The 17,617-nt window shown below is 70.1% G+C and carries 10 protein-coding genes; 2 read left to right on the top strand and 8 right to left on the bottom strand.

Translation table 11 applies throughout. The features are described from left to right. Window positions 1-80: 80 nt before the first annotated feature. On the top strand, window positions 81-1,817 hold the full coding sequence (locus PKD89_RS09655) for a DUF3556 domain-containing protein (protein ID WP_289010697.1): 1,737 nt from the start codon (window positions 81-83) through the stop codon (window positions 1,815-1,817). A 4,036-nt stretch (window positions 1,818-5,853) separates the two neighbouring features. On the opposite strand, the gene hisS is transcribed toward PKD89_RS09655, so the two are convergent. Genes hisS through PKD89_RS09620 form a run of 7 tightly spaced genes read right to left on the bottom strand, consistent with a single transcriptional unit; the run spans window position 5,854 to window position 15,371 of the window. Beyond that, window positions 5,854-7,224: a histidine--tRNA ligase gene (hisS, locus tag PKD89_RS09650; RefSeq protein ID WP_289010696.1), complete on the bottom strand. Its 1,371-nt coding sequence runs from the start codon at window positions 7,222-7,224 to the stop codon at window positions 5,854-5,856. Window positions 7,225-7,253: 29 nt separating this feature from the next. Continuing rightward, complete coding sequence (locus PKD89_RS09645; RefSeq protein ID WP_289010695.1) at window positions 7,254-9,500, bottom strand: RelA/SpoT family protein; 2,247 nt, start codon at window positions 9,498-9,500, stop codon at window positions 7,254-7,256. 50 nt (window positions 9,501-9,550) lie between these two features. Continuing rightward, entirely contained in the window at window positions 9,551-10,687 is a 1,137-nt protein-coding gene (secF, locus tag PKD89_RS09640; protein ID WP_289010694.1) for a protein translocase subunit SecF, read from the bottom strand. Next, window positions 10,684-12,597 (bottom strand): protein translocase subunit SecD, encoded by a 1,914-nt coding sequence (secD, locus tag PKD89_RS09635; protein WP_289010693.1) that lies wholly within the window; start codon window positions 12,595-12,597, stop codon window positions 10,684-10,686. Before secD ends, secF begins: the two co-directional genes overlap by 4 nt. Further along, window positions 12,594-13,076 carry a preprotein translocase subunit YajC gene (gene yajC / locus PKD89_RS09630; RefSeq protein WP_289010692.1) on the bottom strand — a complete coding sequence of 161 codons (483 nt, stop codon included), beginning with the start codon at window positions 13,074-13,076 and terminating at the stop codon, window positions 12,594-12,596. The genes secD and yajC overlap by 4 nt, the downstream gene beginning before the upstream one ends. Window positions 13,077-13,125: 49 nt before the next feature. Next, window positions 13,126-14,223: a tRNA guanosine(34) transglycosylase Tgt gene (gene tgt / locus PKD89_RS09625; protein WP_287379280.1), complete on the bottom strand. Its 1,098-nt coding sequence runs from the start codon at window positions 14,221-14,223 to the stop codon at window positions 13,126-13,128. After that, complete coding sequence (locus tag PKD89_RS09620; RefSeq protein WP_287379279.1) at window positions 14,220-15,371, bottom strand: S-adenosylmethionine:tRNA ribosyltransferase-isomerase; 1,152 nt, start codon at window positions 15,369-15,371, stop codon at window positions 14,220-14,222. The genes tgt and PKD89_RS09620 overlap by 4 nt, the downstream gene beginning before the upstream one ends. A gap of 289 nt (window positions 15,372-15,660) precedes the next feature. On the opposite strand from PKD89_RS09620, the gene PKD89_RS09615 reads away from it, so the two are divergent. Continuing rightward, a complete protein-coding gene (locus tag PKD89_RS09615; RefSeq protein WP_289010691.1) occupies window positions 15,661-17,217 on the top strand; it encodes an NAD(P)/FAD-dependent oxidoreductase in 1,557 nt (518 codons plus the stop codon). 87 nt (window positions 17,218-17,304) lie between these two features. On the opposite strand, the gene PKD89_RS09610 is transcribed toward PKD89_RS09615, so the two are convergent. Further along, on the bottom strand, window positions 17,305-17,617 hold a 313-nt coding region (locus tag PKD89_RS09610), incomplete at its 5' end, for a helix-turn-helix transcriptional regulator (protein WP_324332407.1).

Below are 17,617 nucleotides of genomic sequence, written 5' to 3'. Positions count from 1 at the left end.
CCCGGCAGCCGGGGCTCGGTCGGTGCCGCGCTGCGCCGGCCAGGCGTGGCAGAGTTGGCGCCGGTGAGGGTCGGACGAACATGGGGGCACTGTCGATGGGGTTTCTGAAACCGAGCGCGCCCGAGTTCGACACGGCGGCGTGGCCGGCGCTGCCCTACCCGGAGCGGCTCCGGCTGATGTGTCACACGTGGGCGATGCAGGGCTTTGGCGCACCGCTGATCGCCTACGGCTTCTACGTCGTGAAGCTGGTGCTGTTCGTCGGTGGCTTCGTCGTGTTCGCGCGGTTCACCGACGGCGTCGACTCGCTGGGAGGCATCGGAGCCTGGTGGGCCCGACCGCAGGTGTTCGCCAAAGCGGTGTTGTGGTGCCTGGTCTACGAGGCGATGGGCCTGGGCTGTGGCAGCGGGCCGTTGACCGGCCGCTACTCGCCCCCGGTGACCGCCGGGCGGGCGTTCCTGCGGGTCGGCGGCGTCCGGTTACCGCCCTGGCCACGGCTCCCACTGACCGGCGGCAGCCGCCGGAACGCCCTCGACGTCGCCCTCTACGGGGCGCTGTTGGCGTTGACGCTGCGGGCCCTGCTCGCCGGCGATCCGCTTGCCGGCCGGTGGATCGTCTCCCCGATCATCGTCGTGATGGTGCTGGCCGGACTGCGCGATCGCACCGTGTTTTTGGCCGGCCGGTCCGAGCACTACCTGCTCGCCGCCTTCGTGTTGTTGTTTCCCTCCCAGCTGTTCGCCGGCGAACAGGCGGTGCAGGCCGGCCTGTGGTTTTGGGCGGCCACCTCCAAGCTGAACCACCACTTCCCCAACGTGATCGCGGTCATGTTGTCCAACAACCCGTTCTTTCGGTCGCGGCGGCTGCGCCGGTGGTTGTACCGCGACTTTCCCGACGACCTGCGCGGATCGAGGTGGGCCGCCTGGGTGGCCCATGGCGCCACCGTGCTGGAGTACGCAGCACCGCTGGTGCTCGTCTTCGCCCCGAGCGGTCCGGTCCGGGTGGCGGCGCTGGTGGCGATCGTCGCCTTTCACACCATCATCCTCACCAGCTTCCCGCTCGGCGTGCCGTTGGAGTGGAACCTGTTCTTCATCTACTCGGCACTGGTGCTGTTCGGGGCCCACGGCGACGTGCGCATCTGGCACCTGAGCAACCCGGTGTTGATCACGGTGCTGGTGATCTGCCTGGTGGCGATCCCCGCCTACGGCAACGTCCGTCCCGACCGGGTGTCGTTCCTGCCCGCCATGCGTTACTACGCCGGCAACTGGGCGATCGGCACCTGGCTGATGCGGCCGGGCTGCCTCGATCGCATCGAGGACACGCTGCGCTGTGCGGCCGCCACGCCGGCCCACCAGCTGGAGGGGCTCGGCGACGACACCGACGTCCCCCAGGCGCTGGGTCGGGGCCAGGCGTTTCGGGCCATGCACCTGCACGGGCGGGCGCTGGCGGCGCTCGTGCCGCTCGGAGCATCGGGCATGTTGGACGATTCTGCGTACCCGGACCCGACCGCGCAGTTGGCACCCGATGAGCTCGAGGTGCTCGACGGCGAGATGGTCGCCGGCATGGTGCTCGGCTGGAACTTCGGCGACGGGCACCTGCACGACGAGCGATTCCTGGAGATCCTCCAGGAGGCCTGCGGCTTTGCCCCCGGCGACGTGCGGGCGGTGATGATCGAGGGCCAGGCACTCGGCTCCCCGACGATGGCCTGGCGCATCGTCGACGCCGCGTCGGGCACGGTGGCCAGCGGCAACCTGGTGGCGGCCGACCTGCTCGATCACCAGCCGTGGGAGGCGAATGGGCTGGCGCTGCACGCCGAGGCCTGAGCCGGCCTCGCTACAACACCTCGAACGCCGCTCCGCTTCTCCGTGCATCGGGTACCGTTCGGCTTCGGGGGAACGATGATGCGTCCGAGCGAGTCGTCCGACGAACGCCAGCCTGACGACGGCAGCGCTCGTCCGCTGGAGCTGCGCGTGCACGGGGTGGGCAACCCGCCCGACGACACGGTGCTGCCACCGGCCGGCTCCGAGACCCACACCGAGGTGCGCCTGGTTCGCTGGGGTCACCTGATCGCGGACAATCGCTGGTTGCCCCTGTGGGTGCTGCTCGCCCCGTTCACGCTGGCCAACGTCGCCGGTTGGATGCACCCGGCCAACGCCCCCCGACGGGCCGCGTGGTGCCGCCGCATCGCCCATGTGGTCGGCATCAGCCTGACGGTGACGACGACCGCCTGGGTCACCCAGCTGGTCGTCGACGTCATCGCCTGGCAGGGCCTGGTCGGCCTCGATGTCTGGACGTACCACCCGCTGCGGCGCCTGTGGTTGGCGGTGGCGGTCACGTTCCTCGGCATCGTCGGCGCCTTCACCCTGGCCGGCCGCACCCGCGCCGCCGCCGAGGCGGTCGCCCCCTACACCGCCGCCCCGGAATCGAGGGGTGGCGTCGACGACGATGAGCGGATCTTCAACCCGGCCTTCTTCGCCCACGAGCCGGACCTGGCCTTTCTGGCGATCGTCCACCAGCTGTTCGCCCTGGGCACCCTGGTCCTCACCGCCGTGTTGGCCTTCCATCGCGCCGGGGCGGCGCCTACCCCGGTTCCTGGGCAGCCGGTGCCCCTCGGCCTGGGCGACGTGTTCGCCACGGTCGGAGCTGCGCAGTGGATCGGCGTGGGGCTGCTGGCGGTCGCCGGCCTGGAGCGGCCCGGGCTGTGGGGCCGGCGCTGGCGCATCTCCGGACCGGCGGTGGCGATGGGGCTGGCGATCCTGGCGTCCAATGCCGGCTGGTCCGGCGTGATGTTGGTCGCCCGCCGAACGCTCAGCTGGCTGGGCGGGGCTCAGATCACCCTGGGCTCGGAGGTGGCCCTGGTGGAGAGCTTTACCGCCGGTGTGGTCGCTGCCGCGCTGCTCGCTGCGCTGATCGCCGCGGTTGCACTGCTGCGGGGAGGACGTGGCGACACGACCCTCCCGGCCGTCCCCCGAACGCTCCTCGTGCTGCGGGTGCTGATCCGCAACGTCGACCTGATCGCCTCGGCCGGGGTGGCCGTGGCGTTCGCCGTGGGCGGGGCGCTGTTCGTCGCCCGGTTTCAGCGCCCCGCCGACGTGTTGGCCCCCTGGCCGGTGCGCATCGAGTCCCCGGGTGCCGGGTGGCTCACCCGGGTGACCGCAGCGGTGCCGCTCCTGCTCGCATTGGGGGCGGCAACAGCAGCGCTGGCCACCCGCTCGGTGCCCCGCCTGCGGCCCTGGGCGGCATCGGTGTGGGAGGTGCTCACCTTCTGGCCGCGCCGTTTCCATCCCCTGGCGATCACCCCGTATTCCGAGGTCGTCGTGCCCGAGCTCCAGCTCGAGGTGGTCGACGGACTTCGGCAGGGGCGCCGGGTGGTCGTTTCGGCCCACAGCCAGGGCTCGGTCCTGGCGGTGAGCGCCCTGGCCGGCCTGGCCGGGGGCGGGGTCGACCTGGCCGGGTCCTCGCTCGTCACCCACGCCTGCCCGATCGGCCCCCTCTATGGCCGGTTCTTCCCCCACCAGTTCGCACCGGAGGCCCTCATCCCGCTGGCCGAGCACCTTGCGGTCGGCGCCCGTACGGGCTCGACCTGGATCAACGCCTGGCGACGCGGTGACCCGGTCGGCGGCCCGGTCGGGTCGGTCGGGTCGGTCGATGGAACCAGCGTGCAACGCGGCCCCGTCGAGATGCCGCTCGGAGGGGTGGGCCACACGGCGGCCTTCGACGACCCCGAGGTGCGACGGGGCATCGAGCTGTTGCTGGCGAGCACTCCCCGGCCGATCCCCGACGAGGTCTTGCCGCGGCTTGACCGCATCCGCTTCTCACCCAAGCCGATGGTGGGCTGGTTCGACCCGTCGGTGCTGTTCCGCGCCGGATCCAGCCTGACCCTCACCGAGGCGGTCGGGCCCTTCGCCGACCGGCGCGAAGTGCTCGCCGCTCTTGATCCGGACGCCGCCGTCATCGACCTGGCGGAGGCGGTGCCCCGAGCCGACCCGTACACGCCGGTGTGGGTCGACTTCGTCGCCGATACCGGCGACGGCCACGTGCCCACGATGGCGGTGGCCTGGCACCTGGCCAGGGGGCTGACCCCAAGCGACACCGACCGGGGGCCCGACGACGAACCGACGGTGACCAGAGCGATCGAGCTCGCCCGGGAACCAATCTGGGACGAGGCGGTGGCGCTGACCCCGCGCAGCCGCCCCGCCGGCCCCGACGTGGCCCTGCCGCGCGGCTCGCTGCTGGTCATCGGCGGCGATCTCGGCTACCCGGTCGGCACCTCCGACACCTATCGGGACCGCCTCGCCGGCCCCTACCAGCAGGCCTGTGACGGTGTGGGGCCGTCACCGGACGGGACGGAGCCGCTCGTCGTGGCCATCCCCGGCAACCATGACTGGTACGACGGGCTGGACGGATTCGCTGCGTTGATGTGCGATCGGGTCCGCCTTGGCGCGTGGCGCACGGCGCAGCGCCGGAGCTACGCAGCGGTGGCGCTGGCCCCCGGTTGGATGCTGTGGGCGGTCGACGGCGGTGTCTCCGGCGGCGACGTCGACCCGACCCAGCTCGACTACTTCACCCGGATCGGCGCCGACCTTTCACCGGATGTCAGGGTGATCCTCACCTGGCCGACCCCGGCATGGGCGACCGGTCATCGCCACGGCGAAGCCCAGGTGGCGCTCGACCGCTTCGTGATCGACACCCTGGGCGACCCCCGCCGGGTGGCGCTGTACCTGAGCGGTGACAGCCACCATTACGCCCACCTCATCGACGAGCAGCACGGTATCCACTACGTGACCGCCGGGGGCGGAGGCGCGTTTACCCACCCCACCCACACGCTGCAGCGACGCAGCGATCACCACTCCCCTGCCCGGGCCACCGTCCCCGCCGGAGCAGATGGCGCAACCGGGTTCGACCCTGCAGCCGGTCCGGTGCACCTCGACGGAGTCCCACCCGGCGAGACCGCCTTTGCCCTGACCGATGCCACCGGTCGCTTCGGGCCCCGCACGCTGCGACTGGGAGCGGTGTTCCCCACCTTTCGCCAATCCCGGCTGGCGTTGCTGCGCCACCTGGCCTTCCCGTTGATCAACCCTGGCTTTCTCGTCGTCACTGGCGCGATCAGCGCGGTGTTCGCCATGATCGCCGTGTTCACCGTCGGCGCTGGGCGCGAGCTGCTCGTCGGCCTCGACGGTCTGGCCGGTCACCTGATGACCAGGTACTGGGCCAATCCGCTCAGCTGGATTCCGTTGCTCATCGTGCTCGTCGCTACCACGCTGTTCGCCCGAGCCGAACGAGCCGACCGCGCCAGCGTCTTTACCGCGCGGGCGGTCGGTTTTGCCCATGGGCTGGCGCAGCTGGCGGTCATCGACGCCGTGCTCGGTTGGGCCTCGTCGGCCGGCGAGCGGCTGGGCAGCCTGGTCAGCGGACGGGACCCGGCGTCGCTGCTCGGCGTGACGATCTCCGCGCCGTCGCTCGTCGGCGGCATCGTCACGGTGGTGGTCGCCGCCGCCGTCGGCGCCCTGGCCTCGGCCTGGCTGCTCGCCGCCTACCTGGTCGTCTCCAACCTGGCCTTCGGCATGCACGACAACGAGGTGTTCTCAGCCCTGCGGCTCACGTCCTACAAGCATTTTCTGCGCATCCGGGTGGAGCCCTCGGGCGACCTGACCGTCTACCCGGTCGGCCTGGCGGCCACCCGGCGGCCGCTCCGCTGGAATGCGCCCTCGGGGGGCGTGGGCATCGACGCCCACCCGGCGACCTTCGCCAGCGATCCGCGCCTGATCGAGGCACCGTTCACGTTCGCTCGACCGTCCTTTCCAGCGCCCACAACCACAACCACACCCGCCCCTGTCCCGGACCCGACCGGGATGGGTCTCAGCGACCGAGCTCGGCCAGCACCGCAGCGACAAGCTGATCGAGCGGCACCTGGCGCTGAGGCGTCTCCGAGCGGTCTGGCCCACCCCGCAGCGGACGCAGCGTCGCCGCTCCGGCCTCCAGCTCGTCAGGTCCGATCAGCACCGCCACCTGGGCGCCCGAGCGGTCCGCCGCCTTCATCTGGGCCTTCATCGACCGGGGTCGACCCAGCCCCGCCTCGGTGAGCTCTCCGGCCCAGGAGCGATCGGTGGCCACGCCCGCTCGTCGCAGCGCTTCGGCGATCTCGAACCCGTACAGCGAACCGGTCGTGTCGACGACGAAGCAGTCGAGCGCCGTCGTGGGGGCATCGAACACGCCTTCGGCATCGCAGGCCAGCAGGGTGCGGTCAACGCCGATGGCGAAGCCGACGCCGGCGGTCGGCGGGCCGCCCAGCGCCTCGACGAGGCCGTCGTAGCGGCCACCGCCGCCGAGCGCGTTCTGCGAGGAGTCGAGCGCCTCGGTGGCGAACTCAAACGTGGTGCGCCGGTAGTAGTCCAGCCCTCGGACCAGCTTCGGCGACACCTCGGCCTCGATCCCCAGTGCGTCGAGGCCGGCCAGCACCCGTTCGAAGTGGGTGACCGACGCCAGGCCGAGGAAGCTGGACAGCTGCGGCGCACCGGCGATGATCGGCTGGTCCTCACTTCGCTTCGAGTCGAGCACCCGCAGCGGGTTGCGCTGAAGCGTCGTCGCCGCCTGCTCGGACAGGTCGCCCAGGTGATTGGACAGATAGGCCGCCAGCGCGTCGACGTAGGCGGCCCGCTCGGCGGCCTCGCCCAGCGAGTTGACCAGCAACCGCAACCGACGGAGCCCCAAGCCGCGAAAGAAGCGCCAGGCCAGCGCAATCGCCTCGGTGTCCAGGTCCGGGTCCTCGGAGCCCAAGGTTTCCAGCCCCACCTGGTCGAACTGCCGGTAGCGGCCCTTCTGGGGCTTCTCGTAGCGAAACTGCGGCCCGGAGTACCACACCTTCCAGGGCAGCACCGCCGGCCGGTGCTCGGTGAAGGCCCGGCACACCGACGCTGTCAGCTCGGGTCGCAACGCCATCGCCCGTCCGCCCTTGTCGGTGAACTCGTACATCTCCTTGGTGACGACGTCGGTCGACGCGCCCACCCTGGTGAACACACCCAGATCCTCGAACATCGGCGTGGCCAGGTGGCGGTACCCGGCCAGCTCGGCCGCATCAGCGAAGCGCTGCACCAGCGCCCGGCGCCGCTCGGATTCGGGGCTGAGCACGTCCCGGGTGCCGATCGGTGCGGTGAAACGTTCCGGGCGGGCGGGTCGGGCCGGTTGAGCCGGTTCGGTTGGCTGAGCGGTCGACGGATCGGGTTCGGGCACGGCGATCGATCGTAGCGGGGTGCGGCGGGTCAGCCGTGGGGCTGCACGCGGGCGGCGTCGTACACCGCGTCGACGCCGTACAGGTTGGCGAGCAGGCGGTCGAGGTGCGCCGGGTCGCCCAGCTCCAGGTCGAACCGCATCGTCGTCACCCGGTCGTCGCCGGTGCGGGCCTGCAGCGAGCGCACGCCCACCTGGGCCTCGGCGATCACCTGGGCGATGTCGACCAACAGGCGCGGCCGGTCCAGCCCCTTCACCTCGATCGCCACCTCCCAGCTGCCCCGGCTCTCCAGTTCCCATTCAACGTCAACCACGCGGTCGACGTGCGAGGACAGCGACACCGCATTGGTGCAGTCGCTGCGGTGCACGGCGATGCCCCGGCCCCGGGTGACGAAGCCCATGATCTCATCGGGGGGTACCGGGGAGCAGCAGCGGGCCAGCCGGACGAGCTCGTCGCGAAAGCCCTCGACGTGAACGCCGCTGCCGTCGCTGCGCCGAGGCCGACGCCGCTCGCCCAGCACCTCGCTGGCCAGCATGGGTCCGCCCGAGCCCGAACCGTGCTGGAGCTGGCGGACGAGGCGCCCAGCGACGGTGGCAGCCTGCACCTTCTCCTCGCCGATGGCGGTGACCAGAGCCTCGGCGCACGAGTACCCCATCTGGCTCGCCACCTCCTCGATCGTCTCCCCTTCGACCAGCTCTGCCGGCAACCGCTCGCGGCGCACCGCCCGTTCGAGCTCGTCACGACCCCGCTCGACGATGTCGTCGCGTCGCTCCCGGCTGAACCAGGACCTGATCTTGGACTGCGCCGACCGGCTTTTGACGAAGCCCAGCCAGTCCTCCGACGGTCGGTGACCGTCCTTGGCGGTGATGATCTCGGCGGTGTCGCCGGAGCTGAGCACGTGGTCGAGCGGCACCAGGCGCCCATTCACCCGGGCGCCGATGCAGCGGTGTCCCACCTCGGTGTGCACCCCGTAGGCGAAGTCGACCGGCGTCGAGCCGGCGGGCAGGGTGATCAGGCGCCCTTCCGGCGTGAAGACGTACACCTCGTCCTGGCCAAGGTCGGTCTTCAGGTTCAACATGAAGTCGTCGGGGTCGGTCAGGTACTGCTGCCAGTCGACGATGCGGTCCAACCAGTCGCCGTGGTTCTCGGCGTCCGGGTCGACCGGCGGCGTCGCCGCCGGCGCTTTCAGCACCGAGCCCTCCTTGTAGGTCCAGTGGGCCGCCACCCCAAACTCGGCCTGGCGGTGCATTTCACCGGTGCGGATCTGCACCTCGACCGTCTTGCCGCCGGGCCCGACGACCGTCGTGTGCAACGACTGGTACAGGTTGAACTTGGGCATGGCGATGTAGTCCCTGAACCGACCGGGGACCGGCCGCCACAGGGCGTGGATGGCGCCGAGTGCGGCGTAGGTGTCCGCCTCGTCGGTGACGATGATCCGCACGCCCATCAGGTCGTGGATCTCGTCGAAGCTCCGACCTCGGATCACCATCTTTTCGTACAGGCTCCACAGGTGCTTCGGTCGCCCGGTGATGTCGGAGTCCACCCCGATGCGCTCCAAACGAAAGCGCATCTCGTCGATCACCTGCATCAGGTACAGGTCTCGTTCCGGGGCGCGCTGGGCGACGAGGTGGTCGATCTCGGCGAACACCTGAGGGTGCAGGGAGGCAAAGCACAGGTCCTCGAGCTGTTGGCGCAGCTCGGTCATGCCCAGCCGGTGGGCCAACGGGGCATACACGTCGAGCGTTTCGCGGGCCTGCTTCTCCTGGTGGGCCGGCGACATGGCGGCCACCGTGCGCAGGTTGTGCAGCCGGTCGGCCAGCTTGATGACGATCACCCGCAGATCGTTGGCCATCGAGAGGATGATCTTGCGCATCGTCTCGGCCTTCTGGTGCGCCTTGGAGTCCACCTCGACGCGGTCGAGCTTGGTGCAGCCGTCGACGAGCACGCTGACCGTCGGTCCGAACTTGGCGCTGATCTCGGCCAGCGTGACGTCGCAATCCTCGACCGTGTCGTGCAGCAGCGCCGCACACACGGTGGCATCGTCGGCCCCGTAACGGGCGACGATGGTGGCGACGGCCAACGGGTGGGTGATGTAGGGCTCGCCGGATGCCCGCAGCTGCCCCTCGTGAGCGGCCTTGGCGAAGTCGTAGGCCCGCTCGACCAGGTCGACGTCGGGCCGGTCCCGGGCCTCGTTCATCGCCAGGATGAGCGGGCGAAGCTCCGACGCCCGCGGTGCGCTGTGTCGTCGCCACGGCAATACGCGTGTCACCGTCGGCATCGGGGGACCTCCTCGGTGCCGAGCCTACGCCGCACTCGCCGGGCCGACGCTCAGCGCTTGGACTTCTTGCGCGGCCGGGGTGGGTGGGGCCGCTCGTACAGGTCGGCCCGCTCGGCTGCCCGGTTGTCCGCCGCCACCGCCCCCTCGTGACGCACCGACGCCTGAGGGACCTTCGCTGCGCTGCGACGCTTGGAGTACTCGACCCAGCGGGTGTCGTTGGGATCCCCACCCCGATCGCTGATCCGCTGGCGGATCTTGACGAACTGCGGCTCGCGTTCCTTGAGCCACTCGAGCAACGTGGTGGCGACGACGATCGAGCTGTAGGCGCCGGCGACCAGGCCGATCAGCAGCGCGATCGAAAACTCCGACAGCGTCGCCTGCCCGTAGAAGCCCGCCCCGATGACCAGCATGGCGATCACGGGCATCAGCGCGGTGATCGTGGTGTTCATCGTCCGCATGAACACCTGGTTGAGGCTGCGACGGGACAGGGTGATGAACGTGTAGTGGCCGGTCTTGGTGTAGCGGGCCTGGTTCTCCTGGGATCGGTCGAACACGACGATCGTGTCGTAGAGCGAGTAGCCCAGGATGGTCAGCACCGCAATGACGGTCGGCGGGGTGACGTCGAACTGGAACAGCGCGTACATGCCGAGCGTGATGATCACGTCGTGCAGCAGCGCGGTGATGGCACCCACCGCCATGCGCCACTCGAGGCGGGCGGTGATGAACACCGAGACGAGCACCAGGAAGATGACGAAGGCCTTGGCCGCCTGCCGGGTGACCGTCTTGCCCCAGGTGGGACCGACGAAGTTGGTCTCGACGTCGGTCACCTTCACGTCGCCGGCCTGGGCCAGCTCGGCGGTGACCTTCGCCGACTCCCGTTGGTTGGTCAGATCGCTCTGCACCCGCACGATGCGCACGTTGTTGGCGTCGGTCACCACCTGCACCTTGGAGCCGGCAGCGACGTCGGCGTCGGCGAGCACGGCGGTGGCCCCGTCCTGGGTGAGCGTGTCCGAGGGCACCTCCCAGACGGTTCCGCCGACGAAGTCGACCGACAGGTTGAGCCCCCGGGCGAAGAAGGCCCCGAGCGAGATCATGATCAGCACTGCCGACATGATGAGGAGTCGGCGGTTGATGCGGGGGAAGTCGAAGTCGATCTGCCCCCGGTAGATGCGTCCGTAGGTGCTCACAGCGTGCCCCGATCGGATGTCGCCATCGCAGGAGTCGGTTCCGTCTCGGGGACCAGCGGCACGCCGGGGCCTCGCTCGTCGGCCAGTTCGGCCGGGGTGTAGAGCACCGGCACGCCAAAGCTGGAACGCCTGTTGGCCAGCTTGGAACGGGTGAGCAACGCCACCGCAGGGCGCATGAAGAAGTAGCTGGCCACCAGGTCGAGTGCGACCGCCACGCCGAGGTAGAAGGCGAAGCCCCGCACGCTGCCGGCGGTGAGGAAGTACAGCACCGCCGCACCGATCAGGCTGGAGGTGTCGGCCTTGACGATCGTGGAGAACGCCGACGGGAAGCTCTTCTCGCCGGCCAGGCGCAGGCTTTGGCCGTTGAGGACGTCCTCCTTGAGGTGTTCATAGAACACGACGTTGGAGTCGAGTGAGACGCCGATCGAGACGACGATGCCCACCAGACCGGCCAGCGTCAGCGTTGCCCCGAGCAACGAGATGATCACCCACAGGAGCGACCCCGACAGCGCCAGGCTGATGAACGCGACGACACCGAGCAGGCGGTAGTAGGCGATGAAGTAGATCGCCACGATGCCCAGGCCGATCAGGCCGGCGATGATGACCGCCCGCAGGGCGCCCTGGCCGAGGGTGGCGGTGACGGTCTGGGTCTGGCTCGGGCGCAGCTCGAGGGGCAGTGCGCCGTAGCGAAGGGCGGTGGCGACGTCCTTGGCCTCCTGCTCGGCGAAGGACCCGGAAATCGAGATCTGGTCCTTGTCGAAGGTCGCCTCGTTGATCGACGGCGCGGTCAGCACCTCGCCGTCCAGCACGATCGCCAGCTGACCCCGGGCCGCCCCGCTGGTCGAGTCCTGGGCGTTGGGCGGGCACAGCGGGTCGCCGTTGTAACAGAGGGTTGCGGCCTGGTTGAACTTGTCGATGCCGTCCTTGCCGCCCCGAAACGTCGGGCCGACCTGCCACTGCCCCTGCGCATCGAGGCCTGCGCTGGCGCCGGACAGCGCATCACCGGTCAGGAGCACCGGACCGAGCGTGTACTTCGTGTCGCCGTCCTTGCCCAGCAACGTGGCCTGTTCGTCCTTCATCGAGCCCAGCTCGTCCGGATCGGTCAACGTGGCGTCGTCGGCCTGCTCCAGCTGCAGCAGCTCCCCAAACTCCGGGCTGGTCACGTCGATCCCCTCGGCGTTCTGTGGGACGAACGCCGTCGTCGTCGGCGCTTCGGTCGCCGGTGCCGCCGTGGTGGGTGCCGCCGTGGTGGGCGTCTCCTGACCGGGCAGCCGCTTGGCCGCCTTGGCGCCGGCAAAACCCTGGGCGGGCGCAGGGGTGGCCGGCGTCGCCGTGGTGGCCGGGGCGGCGGTCGTCGCGGCCGGGGCGGCGGTGGTCGCAGGACCCTCCGGGGTTGCACCCTCCTCGGGGGTGGTGCCCTCCCCGCCGGCGTCGATGCCGCGAGCGTCGAGCTCCTCCTGTTGAATGTCGGCCGCGCTCTTGCCCTCGGGGATCTTCAGCTCCTTGCGGAGCTCGGCCTCGCGCTTGGGATCCGGCGGCACGACCGGGGTGCTGGACAGCACCGGGCGAAACTCGAGCTGCGCGGTGCGGCCAACCAGCTCCAGGGCGCGCTCTTGATCGTCGATGCCGGGCAGCTGGATGAGGATGTTGTTGCCCTGCGAGCTGATCTCCGGTTCGGACACGCCCAGCGCGTCGACCCGGCTGCGAATGATCGCAATCGCCTGTTCGACCTGCTCGTCGCTGACGTCCTCGGCCGGTTTGCCGTCGACGTAGGGCTCGAGCACCACCGAGATGCCGCCCTGAAGGTCGAGACCGAGGAGTGGCGAGGTGTTGGTCAGGATGACCGCCGCCAAGGCGCCCACCGACAACACGACGATGGCCACCATCTGGATGACTCCAGCCCGTTTCATCGCTTGGAGCGCTGGCCCTTGTCGCCGCCGTTCCCGTCGTCTCCGCCCTTGCCCTTGGCCTTGCCCTTGCCCTGACCCCGACCGGCACCGTCGGCATCGGAGGTGGTCGGGTCGTCGGTGGGTCGTGCGCCGCCGCCCATCAGGCCTCCGAGCAGCCCGCCACCCTTGGCGGGCGCAACCGGGGTGTCCTGGGATCGCAGCACCGCTGCCCGGGCCACCCGAACCACGACGTCGCGGTCGACCTCGAGGTGCACCGTCTCATCGTCGATGTGGTTGACCGTGCCGTACAGGCCCGATGAGGTGACCACCTTGTCGCCCACCTCGATGCCGCTGGTGAACGACGCCTGATCACGCTGCTTTTTCTGCTGAGGGCGGATGAGCACCATGTACATGACGCCCATCATGCCGACCAACAAGATGATCGAGAAGGCGCCGCTGCCGCCTGATTTCTCTTGCGCAAGTACCAGAAGAGTTTCCACGAGGGGGCGATCTTATGGGTCCCTGAGCACGAGTGGAAACCGGGGCGCCTTACGCCCAGACGGCGGCCACCTCACTCCTGAGAGCGTCGAGCGTTCCGGCGGCGATCGCGGCGCGCATGCGGTCCACAAACGCCAGCATCCAGGCCAGGTTGTGCAGCGCGCACAGGGTTTTCCCGGCCGGCTCCCCGACGACGAGCAGGTGCCGCAGGTAGCCGGCGGAGTAGGTGGCGCACACCGAGCAGGCGCACGCCGGGTCGATCGGCCGGTCCGACCGGGAGAACTCGGCCCGTTTGGCGTTGACGCGCCCCCGGTCGGTCAACAGCGTGCCGTGGCGGCCCAGCCTGGTGGGCAACACGCAGTCGAACATGTCGACACCACGGGCCACCGCCTCGATCATCGAGCGGGGGTCCCCCACGCCCATCAGGTAGCGGGGCTGATCGGCGGGCAGCTCGGCGATCGCCGCCTCGAGCGCCCCCATCATCGGGCCGCGCTCCTCCCCGACCGACAGGCCCCCGATGGCGTAGCCGTCGAAGTCGAGCGCCACCGTTCGCTGGGCCGACTCCCGGCGCAGTGCCGCATCGGTGCCGCCCTGACCGATGCCGAACAGCGCCTGATCGTCCCGGCGTCGGTGCGCCGCTTTGGCACGCTCGGCCCAAGCCGCAGTGCGCCGCACGGCGCGGGCCAGGTCGCTGCGCTCCGCCGGCAAGGGAAGGCACACGTCGAGCACCATCTGGATGTCGGCGCCGAGGAGTTCCTGGGTGGCCACGATGCTCTCGGGGGTGCAGCGCACCGTGTCGCCGTCGTACACCGAGCGAAAGGTCACCCCTTCGTCGTCGACCTTGGGCGACAGCGAGAACACCTGGAACCCGCCCGAGTCGGTGAGGAGGTGTCCACCCCAGCCGGCGAAACGTCCCAGGCCACCCAGTGCGGCCACCGTGTCCGCCCCGGGGCGCAGCATCAGGTGGTAGGTGTTGGCCAACATGAACTCGGCGCCCAGGTCGGCCAGCTGAGCGGTCGTCGCCGCCCGGATGGTGCCGCGGGTGCCCACCGGCATGAACACCGGGGTGGCAAAGCCCCCCTTGGGCGTCGGCACCCGGCCGGTGCGGGCGGCCCCGTCGGTGGCGGTGACGTTCAGCTTCAGCTTCATCGGGGGTCCTCTAACGGGTCGAGGGGCTGCGAGCGTCGATCGAGCAGCGTGGCATCCCCGAACGACAGGAACCGGTAGCCCTCGGCGAGTGCCCGGTCGTACAGCTGGCGCCAACGGGGACCGATGAACGCGTCGATCAGCACCAGCAGGCTGGACCGGGGCAGGTGAAAGTTGGTCATCAGCCGGTCGACGACCAGAAACTCGGCGCCGCGGTGCAAGAAGAGCTTGGTGGTGGCGGCGAGGTCGCCGCTGCGGGCCGCCGATTCGAGCGCCCGCAGGGTGGTCGTGCCGACCGCCAGCACCGATCCGGGCGTCGCCGGGTCGTGCGCAGCGCGGATGGCCGCCCAGGCGTCGGGGGCGATCCGGTAGCGCTCGCCGTGCATGGCGTGATCTTCGACGCGGTCGGCCGTCATCGGCCGGAACGTGCCCAGGCCCACCTCGAGGTCGACGCTGACCACCTGGGCCCCGGCCTCAACGACCGCGTCGAGCACCTCCCGGGTCAGGTGCAGCCCGGCGGTTGGCGCCGCCGCCGACCCGGGCCGGTCGGCGAACACGGTCTGGTAGCGCTCCGGATCGCGGGGCCGGTCGTCCAGGTACGGGGGCAGCGGCATGACGCCGTACTCCTCGAGGGCCGCATCGGCCGCGTCGTCCAGGTTCCGGCCGTCGAGGGTCCGGCCGTCGGCCGCGCCGTCGATGCCGAGCTCGACCACCCAACGGCCCTCGCCGTCGTAGGCCTCCAGGCGCACGTGAAAATCGTCGGGTCCGGCTGCGTCGGGACCACCCGTGTCGGGTCCAGCTGCGTCGGTCCGGACCTGTGGACGCAGCACATCGCCCGGCTTCAGCTTGGCCGACGGTCTCACCAGGGCCTCCCAACGGATGGTCGAACCGTCGAGCGGCGACAGCAACAACACCTCCCCGGCACCGCCGGTGGCGCGTCGGACCGCCAGGCGCGCCGGGCGCACCCGGGTGGTGTTGACGACGACCACGTCGCCCGGCCCCACTTCGGCGGCCAGGCCATCCACCCGGGAGTTCTCCGGCGCCCGGTCGGGGCCCCGGTCGATCAGCAGGCGGGCTGCATCGCGGGGCTCGACTGGCTCCTGGGCGATGGCCTCGACGGGCAGCTGGTACTCGAACTCGCTCAACCGCACTGGCTCCGTGCCTCCCGATCTTCCTCGTCGATCGTCCGACCGTGGCCGGGGTCGCCCGGACGGTGACCGGGCCCGAGGCGCCGCTCGCGTGACCCATGCCGCAGGGACGGCCTGGGCACCGACCCGGCCAGCGAGGAGACTACGCTCAACACTTCGGTGGTTCCGTCATTCGGATCGCAGCGTCAACCGCCCCTGGCCTTCGGCCCGACGGCCAGCCCACCGGACCATTCGAACCCACACCCCCCCGGCCCATCGATGCCGACAGCCACTTGCGAGGACCCCACGCGCCATGGACGACACCCGCCCCACCCTCGATCCCGCCGCTGCCGAGCTGATCGGCACCGATCCCGGCGAGGTGGTCGTGATCGGCGCCGGCCCGGCCGGCCTCACCGCCGCCTTCCAGCTGCACAAGTACGGCATTGCCTCGACGATCCTCGAGGAGTCCGACCAGGTCGGTGGCATCTCCCGCACCGAGGTGCGCGACGGCTGGCGCTTCGATATCGGCGGTCACCGCTTCTTCACCAAGGTGCCCGAGGTCGAAGCGCTGTGGCACGAGATCCTGCCCGACGAGGACTTCATGATGCGGCCCCGCAAGAGCCGCATCTTCTATGACGGCAAGTTCTACGACTACCCCCTGCGGGCCACCAACGCCCTGCGCAACCTGGGCATCATCGAGGCGATCCGCTGCGTGCTCAGCTACATCTGGGTGCGCATCCATCCGCCCAAGGATCAGTCCAACTTCGAGGGCTGGGTGGCCGCCCGCTTCGGCTGGCGCTTGTACCGCACCTTCTTCAAGGCCTACACCGAGAAGGTGTGGGGCGTTCCCGCCGACCAGATCGAGGCGGACTGGGCCGCCCAGCGCATCAAGAACCTGTCGCTGTTCAGCGCCGTGGTCAACGCGCTGCTGCCCAACCGCAACCAGAAGGACATCGCCTCGCTGATCGAGGAGTTTCAGTACCCCAAGTACGGGCCCGGGATGATGTGGGAGGTGTGTCGCGATCACGTGGTGGCCGACGGCTCGACCATGCACTACGAGACCGAGGTGACCGGCCTCCGCCACGCCGACGGCATCGCAACCCACGTGATCGCCACCCACCCCGACGGCACGACCGAGGAGCACGAGGCCGACCACATCGTCTCGTCGATGCCGATCTCGGCGCTGCTGGCCGGCATGGAGCCGCCGGTGCCCGACCACGTGCTGGCGGCGGCCAACGGCCTGAGTTACCGCGACTTCATCACGGTGGCCCTCGTCGTGCCCGAGTCCAAGGTGGACTGGAACGACAACTGGATCTACATCCACGATCCGGCCGTCGCCACGATGCGCATCCAGAACTTCGGCTCCTGGTCGCCGTACCTGGTCAAGGACGGCAGCAACGTGCTGGGCCTCGAGTACACCGTGTTCGAGACCGACCACGCCTGGACCGCCCCGGACGAGGAGCTGATCGAGCAGGGCAAGCGTGAGCTGGTGTACCTGGGCCTCATCGAGCCCGGCGACGTCGAGGGCGGCTACGTCGTGCGCCAGAAGAAGGCGTACCCCACCTACGACGAGACCTACAAGGCCAACGTCGACGTGCTGCGGAATTGGCTGGACACCCATACCTCCAACGTGCACCCGATCGGCCGCAACGGCATGTTCCGGTACAACAACCAGGACCACTCGATGTACACGGCGATGCTGACCGCCGAGAACATCGCCACCGGCTCCACCCATGATGTGTGGACGGTGAACGTCGAGGAGGAGTACCACGAGGAGGGCCCGGCCGAGAAGCCGAGCTTTGCGTCGAAGCCGTCGACCGGCCGGGACGCGCCGATCATCCCCTCGACCGCACCCCGCATCGAGCGCTGACGCCGCCCGGCACCGTCGCCGGGTCGCTCTGAAACGTTCCACATGGCACCGGGGGGCCGGTCGGAACCCGGTCGGCGCCGGGGTGGCTCAGTCCTCCGGGACCAGGCCGGCGCGGACCGCCCACGCCGCCAGGGAACTGCGGGTGCGACCGTCGAGTCCCAACTTGCGCTGCGCCGAGGTGATCAACCCGTCGACGCTTCGTTTGGGGCGGTTCAGGTCGCGGGCGATCTCCGGGCTGGCCATGCCCTGCGCCACCCGCCGGGCGACCTCGATCTCGGCGGGGGACAGCTGCGCATGATCCTCGAGAAACTCCATGCCCGCCCCGAAATAAACACCCCGATGGGCCGACAGCCCGGCCACGGTCAACATCGGCGATGTGGCGCCGGGCATCTCCGGCACT

It is taken from the genome of Candidatus Neomicrothrix sp. (genome assembly GCF_035329545.1).
GTDB lineage: Bacteria > Actinomycetota > Acidimicrobiia > Acidimicrobiales > Microtrichaceae > Microthrix > Microthrix subdominans.
This window is presented reverse-complemented; position numbering and strand designations above follow the sequence as displayed.

Coding starts and splice junctions, on each gene's coding strand:
- tgt (WP_287379280.1), bottom strand. CDS start 14,223: ATGAAGCTGAAGCTGAACGTCACCGCCACCGACGGGGCCGCCCGCACC.
- secD (WP_289010693.1), bottom strand. CDS start 12,597: ATGAAACGGGCTGGAGTCATCCAGATGGTGGCCATCGTCGTGTTGTCG.
- PKD89_RS09615 (WP_289010691.1), top strand. CDS start 15,661: ATGGACGACACCCGCCCCACCCTCGATCCCGCCGCTGCCGAGCTGATC.
- PKD89_RS09645 (WP_289010695.1), bottom strand. CDS start 9,500: ATGCCGACGGTGACACGCGTATTGCCGTGGCGACGACACAGCGCACCG.
- PKD89_RS09655 (WP_289010697.1), top strand. CDS start 81: ATGGGGGCACTGTCGATGGGGTTTCTGAAACCGAGCGCGCCCGAGTTC.